We start from the raw sequence: 6,657 nt of genomic DNA on the forward strand, positions 1-6,657 counted from the left end.
AGAAGTAGAACGCGCCGCCACTTCGGCGGCGCCCCGCATGGTGTGTCTGGCGCGGGCGCACGGCGTGATCATGCGCCTTCTATGACGACCGTCCGTGCCCATTCGGGCGGGTTCTCGTGCCACCCGTCGCTGAGCAGTCCGACGACGACGCGGATCCCACGTGGTGGTCGATCCGGCCACGGCGTGAAGCCATCGGTCAGCACGACGACAACTGATGGTCGAGGTCGCAGCACCGCCGCCGCCTCGATTCCAGCGCCCATGTCCGTGCCACCCCCGCCCGCGAGCTCCACCTGGGCGGCGCGGCTGACGCTGCGGACGGCGTGCACCGCGGTGTCGACCGCGAGCACGCGTACCCGTCGCAGCCCGGCTCGCTTGAGCACGGCCTCGACCTCCGCGAGTGCCCGGGCGAGCAGCTCGTCGTGCATCGAGCCCGAGGTGTCGACGACGATCGCGACGTCCGGAACCGGCCGCACGAGCGCCGGCAGCAGGACGTCCGGGTGCGGCCGCCGCGCGGGCCGGCGGTAGCTGTAGTCGACCATTCCCGACACGGCGGCGACCGCGGCGCGCACCTCGGCGGCGAGGACCCGTCGCCAGTCGACCTTGGAGGGGAGCACGGACTCGGCCCAGCGCTGCCAGCCGCCGGGGACGGTGCCCGGCGGCTGGGCGTGGATCTCCGCGGCCGTGCCGAGCCGCAGCAGCGCCGCCTGCTCGCGGCCGATGCCGTCCTCGCAGGCGTCGGGGCGGCCGTCGGCGCCCGACCCGCAGTCCCAGCGGCGTGGCCCCTCCGCTCCGGCCTCGTAGTAGTGCTCGGCGAACCGGCCCGGCTCGCAGCCGAGATCCTCAGGCCGGTCGGGAGCGACGTCGGGCACAGCGTCTTCGAGGTCGTCGTTGATCTCGGCGTCAGCGGCCCGGTTCCAGTGCTCGCGCCGGTCGAGCCCGTCGGCGCGGCCCGCGTGATCGCGGACGACGTGCGCGGTGAGATGGATGAGCAGGCGCGCGAGCTGGTCGACGGGCAGCGCTTCGACGACCGCCGGGTCGGCGCGGACGGTCCACGCTCGGTCGACGCCGATCGTCCCCGAGCCGGGGTCCGCGCGCACGGTCGTGGCGAACAACGCGCTCGCCAGGTACGGCAGACGCGCGGCGGCGGCCACTCGCGCGGCGGCGACCTTGTGCGCGTCGATCAAGTCAGCAGCCCGGCGTCGCGCAGCAGCGGGGCGAAGGCCTTGACCTCGTCCGGCACCGGCGCGCCCGCCGGGCGGCACCGGGCGAGCGTGCGTGCGGCGGTGGCGGCGACATCGGGCGCGGCAGCCGTGGCGCGGCCGAACACGCGCCAGCCACGCGCCCAGCGGTCCGGCGTGGGATCGGTGGCGACGGCCGCGGCGACGGCGCTCAACGCCGCGTAGGCGCGGTCACCGCGCTCAGGCAGGATGAAGCCCTCGGGATGGGCGAGCGCGACCTCGGGGTCGGGAAGGTCGGCCTCGGCGAGCCACGTGAGGAGCTCCACGCCCGGCCCGGCGCCGACGCAGCCGCGGACGAGCAGGGATCGCGCCAGCTCGCTCGCCTTCCCGGCCGCGGCGAGCAGCCGTGCGGTCATGTCCCAACTGCGAGGGCTCGGCCACGCGCGGCCCGCGGCGGCCGCGTTGTCGGGTACGTCGAGGGCCAGCGGCCCACGGACGGTGAGGAACCCCGCGATCCAGCTGCGCGCGACGGGAATCCGGCGCTCCCATCCCGGGTTCAAGTCCGGTGGAGTGGGGTCGGGCCAGCCGCCCGCGAAGCCCGCGGCGATCGTCCGCGCGTCCACGGGCCAGTCCAGGTGGCAGAAGCGGTTGGCCAGCGGTGGCGTCAGCTCCCAGCCGTCCGCCGCCTGCTCGGGCGGGTTCGCGGCGGCCACCACCGCAACGTGCTCGGGCAGCTCGAGGTCGCCGACGGTCCGCTCGAGCACGACGCGCAGCAACGCCGCCTGCACGGCCGGTGGCGCCGTCGAGACCTCGTCGAAGAACGCCACGCCGTGGCCTGCCTCGGCGAGCCGCACTGCCCAGCGCGGTGGTGCGAAGTCCACGCGCGAGCCGTCGGCGACGATCGGCAGCCCGGCGAAGTCCGACGGCTCGCGGATCGAGGCGATCACCGTCTCGCACGGCCAGCCGGCCGCGTCGGCGAGCGCTCGGATCACGGACGTCTTGCCGGTACCGGGTGCGCCCCACAGCAGCACGGGCACCCGGGCCGCGACGGCGATCCCGAGCGCTTCGAGCGCGGTCGACTGGTGCTCCATCGCTCAACTGTGGCACGCTCCCGGCGATGAGCGTGTTCGACGCCGAGCTGCACCTGCGCCTGGTGGCGGAACGCGCGCTGCTCGAAGCGCCCGACCCGCGCCACGGCGGCGGAGAGGAGACCGTCGCGACGGCTGCGGCGCGGGCGCTGGTGGCCATCGGCGCGCTGGCGGCGGAGACCGCCGGTGAGGTGCTCGAGGAGTACACGTTCGCCGCCACCTTGCGTGGGCACGAGGTCCACGAGCTCTTCCACCACTTGCACGCTCCGCCGCGGACGGCCGGCCCAGCGGCGCTCGAACCGCTCCGAGCGCGGCGTGTGGCGGCGATCGGCCAGGACGTCGCGCATGCCGCCGGGACGCTCCGCCTGACCTACGTGATCTTCGGCGAGCGGGCCGAGCTCGGCGTCGTCGGCCTGCTCGACGAGTCGGCGTTCAACCACGGGCCGCCCAGCCTGCGGGTCAAGGACGACACCGGCACGGAGGTGCAGGCCGAGTTCGCGGGCGGCTGGTCCGGCCGTCAGCTGCACGGGACCTTCTACCCCATGCGCCGCACGCTCTCGCCGACGACGCGCTGGCTCGAGGTCGAGGGTCAGCGGCTGGAGTTGCGGGACGAGGACGCGCACCACGAGGTCCGGCTCGAGCCGCTGCGGGAGTCCGATCCCGCGCTGCGGCACCTGTGGCGGCAGATCACGCCGGACGAGTGGTCGCACCGTCCGGCGCCGCTCGAGACGGTGATCGACACGCTCGTGGCGTCGGGCGCGCTTGTAGTCGACCATCCCGAGCTGGACACGATCCGCCGCGTGCACACGGCCTTGGACGGGAACGGCGGCGGCAAGCGCGGCCTGCCCGAGCCGTGGCGGTCGCTGCGCCGCGGCCACGGGCACCCCCGCGGTGGCGACGGCCCCCGCGGCGTGGTCGTCGTCGGCGCGGTGACGCCGGTGTTCGACGAGTGCGCGGTCGCCGTCGACGTCCTCGAGTCCTCCGAAGACGGCTGGAGCCTGATCGTGCGCGTGACGCCGAGCGCGGCGGTGAAGTCGCACTTCGGCGGTGACCCGCTGCGCTCGCATCTGGTGTGGTGGGCCGCCGACGACCGGCGGCACACGTACGTCGCACACACGGGCAACTGGGACGGCTCCGAGACGGAGGGCTCAGGCGTCATCCAGTTCGAGGCGCCACTGGACGCGAAGGCGTCGTACGTGGACCTGATGCCCACGGGCCACACCCACCGGGCGGTCATCCGCGTTCCGCTGGTGTGGCGGTGAGCGCGTGGTGGGAGGGCGTTCCGCCCGCCGTCACGCGCGTGCGCTGCGGCGACGCCGTGCATCGTGTGCAGTGGCGTGACGGCGCGCTGCACGCGCTCGATCATGCGGACGTCGACGGTGAGCGCACGCTGGCCGCGCTCGGCGGGGACCCGTGCGCCTGCATCGAGCTGCTCGACGCGTGGACGCGCTTCGCGGCCGACGAGCACGTGCTCGTGCTGGCGAGCCGCGGCCCGGCCGACCGGATCGCCTCGCGCGAGTGGGGTGCCGAGTCCGACGAAGCGCACGCGTTCACGTACGCGCCGAGGGGAGCGGGAGGCGCGTCGATCGTGTCGTTCGACGCCGAGCACCTCTCGCTCCTGCGGTTGCCCGGTGGATTGCCGGATCGGCTCGTGGCAACGGTCGCGGCCAACGTCGTCGAGCGCGGCGAGGTGTCGTCGCGTGCCTACGCCGCGTTCTATGGGCGCGTGCGCCTGGTCTTGCTCGACTGGCTCGGCCTGCCGGACGCGGAGCTCGCGCTCACGCTGGCCGATGCGCCGACGGTGGTGGTCGAGACGCACGTAGTGCGCGCCGCGCTGCCGTTCTCGTGGCTCGTGGACGTGTGGGCACGTGGGCTCACGACGCTGCTCGGGCGCTTCACGCTCGCCGCGCGGGTGGAGGACGGGACGTACGTCCTGAGCGTCCTCACGCCCGACCTGGCGCTCGAGGAGCTGCGGATCGCGATGAATCCGGCCGTCCCGGGCAGTCGAAGCGGGACATGAGCTCCTTCGATGAGATCTGGCGCGTCCCGGACGGTGGCGTGGCGGACGAGCGGTTCCCAGGCTACGTGGGCGCGGTGCGGGTCCGCGGGCACGTGGAGATCCACGCTGCCGGGCGGACGGCCGTGGAGGCCGACAGCGCGCCGATGACGGCCGGGACGCAGTTCCGGATCGCGTCGATCACCAAGCCGATGGGCGGCGCGCTGCTGCTCGGGCTCGTCGAGGACGGGCTCATCGGGCTGGACGACGAGGTGGCGCGGTGGGCGCCGGAGCTGGCTTCGCCGCGGGTCCTGCGCGACCCGGACGGGCCGCTGGACGACACGGTCGCCGCGGTGCGGCCGGTGACGGTGCGGCACCTGGTGACGTTGACGTCGGGCTGGGGCGTGGGGCTGAAGCCGAACCCGCTGCAGGCGGCGATGATCGAGCGCGACGTGTTCCCGAGCGCGATGGGGCACGCGTGCACGGGCGACGAGTTCCTGGAGCGGGTCGGCTCGCTCCCGCTCGTGTTCCAGCCCGGTGAGGGCTGGCGCTACGAGACGTCCTTCAACCTGCTCGGGCTGGTGCTGGAGCGGGCGCTGGGCAAGACCGTCGGCGAGCTGCTGGCCGAGCGGGTCTTCGGTCCGCTGGGGATGACCGACACCGCGTTCGCCGGCGATCCGGCGCGGCTCGCGGCGGCGTACCGCCCGAAGCGGGCCGGCCTGGAGCTGACCGACCCGCCGGACGGGAAGTTCGCCCGCCCGCCGGGCTTCGAGCAGCTCAGCGGCGGGCTGGTCTCGACCGCAGGCGACGTGCTGCGCTTCTACAGCGCGATCGCGGACGGCGAGCTGCTCAGCGACGCCTCACGCGCCGCGATGACCACGAACGCGCTCACGCCGCAGCAGCGGGCCTCCGCGCCGGAGGTCTTCCTGGCGCCTGGTTCGACCTGGGGCCTCGGGACCGGGATCATCGAGGCGACGGGCGCGTGGGGCTGGTCGGGCGGCACGGGCACCACCGCGGCCGTCGATCCCGCTCACGACACCGTGGCCGTGCTGTTGACGCAGCGCGCGATGGCCGGGCCGGACGACAGCCCGCAGCCGTTCCACGACGCGGTCTCGGGAGTTCGCTGAAGAATGGGCGATGTGCCTGATGTGGTGCAGCCGCCAGTGCCTCGGGACGCCCGCGACAAGCGTGGCGTGCCTCTGGCACGTGAGCGTCGTGGGTGGCGCGAGGTGCCGGGGATGTGCCGCAGCAGGTGTGTCGGAATTCTGCAGCGGGCTCCCTAGCGGTCGCGCTCGTGTGAGCCGGGGCCTTTGCCCCACAGGGGGATGCCGCGCGCGACGGGCGGCGTGATCACCGTGACGGGCAGCCCGAGCGCCTCCACGCGGCTCGGCAGGTCGCGCCGCAGCCACAGCGACGTGCGCGACGGGAGCGTCGAGAGCACGACGTCGTCGTAGCGACCCCCGGCGACCGCGGCCTGGATCGACTCGAACGCGTCCCCGGAAGCGCCGGAGAGCCCGTCGACGTGCGTCTCGCGGGTGCCGTGGATGCCGGCCGCGGCGGCGCGCAGGGTCGCCACCGCATCGTCCAGCGACCAGTTCTCAGGCGTCGGGTCGGGGACGAGCAGCGTGAACGCGGTCGGCTGCTCCGCCGCGCGCCGGTCGACCTCCTGCAGAAGCACCGGCGTCGACGCGGTCCGGTTGGCGACGATCAGCGTGCGGTGCATCCGGCTGCACACTGGCAACCGCGACCGTGACGGTCAAGGCCCGCCGACAGCGCACAGCACCCCGGGCACGCGCGACCGCGCCACACGCGAAGCGGCCACGAACCGCGACCGCGACGCGACCGGCGCCGCCGTCGGGAAGCGCGACGCCGGCACGGCGGGCGCGGGCGGCGCGGCCGCAAGCGCGGTGCGCGCCACGAAGAAGGGCACGGGAGCCGGGCGCCGCGGAGCCGGCGCGATCGGCGCGAGCGCGGGCCGTGCCACGGTCGCGGGCGTGAAGGTGAACGGGGCGGCCGGTGGGAGCGCGGGCGGCATGGGCGGCGCGATCGCGGCGACAGGATGCGCGGCGACCGTGAGCGTGAGACGGGGAGCCGGGGCGGCACGTCGCGTTGGCGGGACGGCCGGCGCCGCGACAGGCCGCGGGGCGAGCGTGAGCGTGAGGCGCGGAGCCGGGGCGGCATGTCGCGTTGGCGGGACGGCCGGCGCCGCGGGGGCGGTCGCGGCCGTCAAGCGCTGCGCCGTGACCGCGGGCGTGAAGGTGAACGCCATGGCGGGGCGGAACGAAGGCGCGGCGGGCGCCGGCGGCGCGGATGCGGCGACGGGCCGCGCGGCGATCGTCGGCACGAAGGTGGGAGCGACGACGCGGCGGAGCGACGGCGGCGCGGCGGGCGCGGG

Annotated in this window: 6 protein-coding genes and 1 pseudogene; 4 read left to right on the forward strand and 3 right to left on the reverse strand. The window is 75.1% G+C overall.

Going from position 1 to position 6,657, the window contains the following annotated elements; genetic code table 11:
- Positions 1-68 precede the first annotated feature (68 nt).
- Both OJ997_RS24725 and OJ997_RS24730 read right to left on the reverse strand, forming a co-directional pair.
- Positions 69-1,184, reverse strand: a complete 1,116-nt coding sequence (locus tag OJ997_RS24725; protein WP_270027935.1) for a vWA domain-containing protein — start codon at positions 1,182-1,184, stop codon at positions 69-71.
- A complete protein-coding gene (locus OJ997_RS24730; protein WP_270027936.1) occupies positions 1,181-2,269 on the reverse strand; it encodes an AAA family ATPase in 1,089 nt (362 codons plus the stop codon). The genes OJ997_RS24725 and OJ997_RS24730 overlap by 4 nt, the downstream gene beginning before the upstream one ends.
- 26 nt (positions 2,270-2,295) lie before the next feature.
- Between OJ997_RS24730 and OJ997_RS24735 the strand changes: the two genes are divergently transcribed.
- From OJ997_RS24735 to OJ997_RS24745, 3 genes are read left to right on the forward strand one after another with little or no spacing between them, the layout of a single operon-like run.
- A complete protein-coding gene (locus OJ997_RS24735; protein ID WP_270027937.1) occupies positions 2,296-3,528 on the forward strand; it encodes a hypothetical protein in 1,233 nt (410 codons plus the stop codon).
- A complete protein-coding gene (locus OJ997_RS24740) occupies positions 3,525-4,286 on the forward strand; it encodes a hypothetical protein (RefSeq protein ID WP_270027938.1) in 762 nt (253 codons plus the stop codon). Before OJ997_RS24735 ends, OJ997_RS24740 begins: the two co-directional genes overlap by 4 nt.
- Positions 4,283-5,389, forward strand: coding sequence for a serine hydrolase domain-containing protein (locus OJ997_RS24745; protein WP_270027939.1), 1,107 nt, complete (start codon positions 4,283-4,285; stop codon positions 5,387-5,389). Before OJ997_RS24740 ends, OJ997_RS24745 begins: the two co-directional genes overlap by 4 nt.
- 152 nt (positions 5,390-5,541) lie before the next feature.
- Here OJ997_RS24745 and OJ997_RS24750 read toward each other — a convergent pair whose 3' ends face one another.
- Positions 5,542-5,985, reverse strand: coding sequence for a hypothetical protein (locus OJ997_RS24750; protein ID WP_270027940.1), 444 nt, complete (start codon positions 5,983-5,985; stop codon positions 5,542-5,544).
- Here OJ997_RS24750 and OJ997_RS24755 point away from each other — a divergent pair.
- A pseudogene (locus OJ997_RS24755) lies at positions 5,975-6,657 on the forward strand (hypothetical protein); the annotation flags it as partial. The gene OJ997_RS24750 and the pseudogene OJ997_RS24755 overlap by 11 nt on opposite strands.

This window comes from Solirubrobacter phytolaccae, from assembly GCF_027587195.1.
GTDB lineage: Bacteria > Actinomycetota > Thermoleophilia > Solirubrobacterales > Solirubrobacteraceae > Solirubrobacter > Solirubrobacter phytolaccae.

What these genes read in the sequence shown, in the direction of transcription:
- OJ997_RS24750 (WP_270027940.1), bottom strand. Translation starts at nt 5,985, where the DNA reads ATGCACCGCACGCTGATCGTCGCCAACCGGACCGCGTCGACGCCGGTG.
- OJ997_RS24735 (WP_270027937.1), top strand. Translation starts at nt 2,296, where the DNA reads ATGAGCGTGTTCGACGCCGAGCTGCACCTGCGCCTGGTGGCGGAACGC.
- OJ997_RS24745 (WP_270027939.1), top strand. Translation starts at nt 4,283, where the DNA reads ATGAGCTCCTTCGATGAGATCTGGCGCGTCCCGGACGGTGGCGTGGCG.
- OJ997_RS24730 (WP_270027936.1), bottom strand. Translation starts at nt 2,269, where the DNA reads ATGGAGCACCAGTCGACCGCGCTCGAAGCGCTCGGGATCGCCGTCGCG.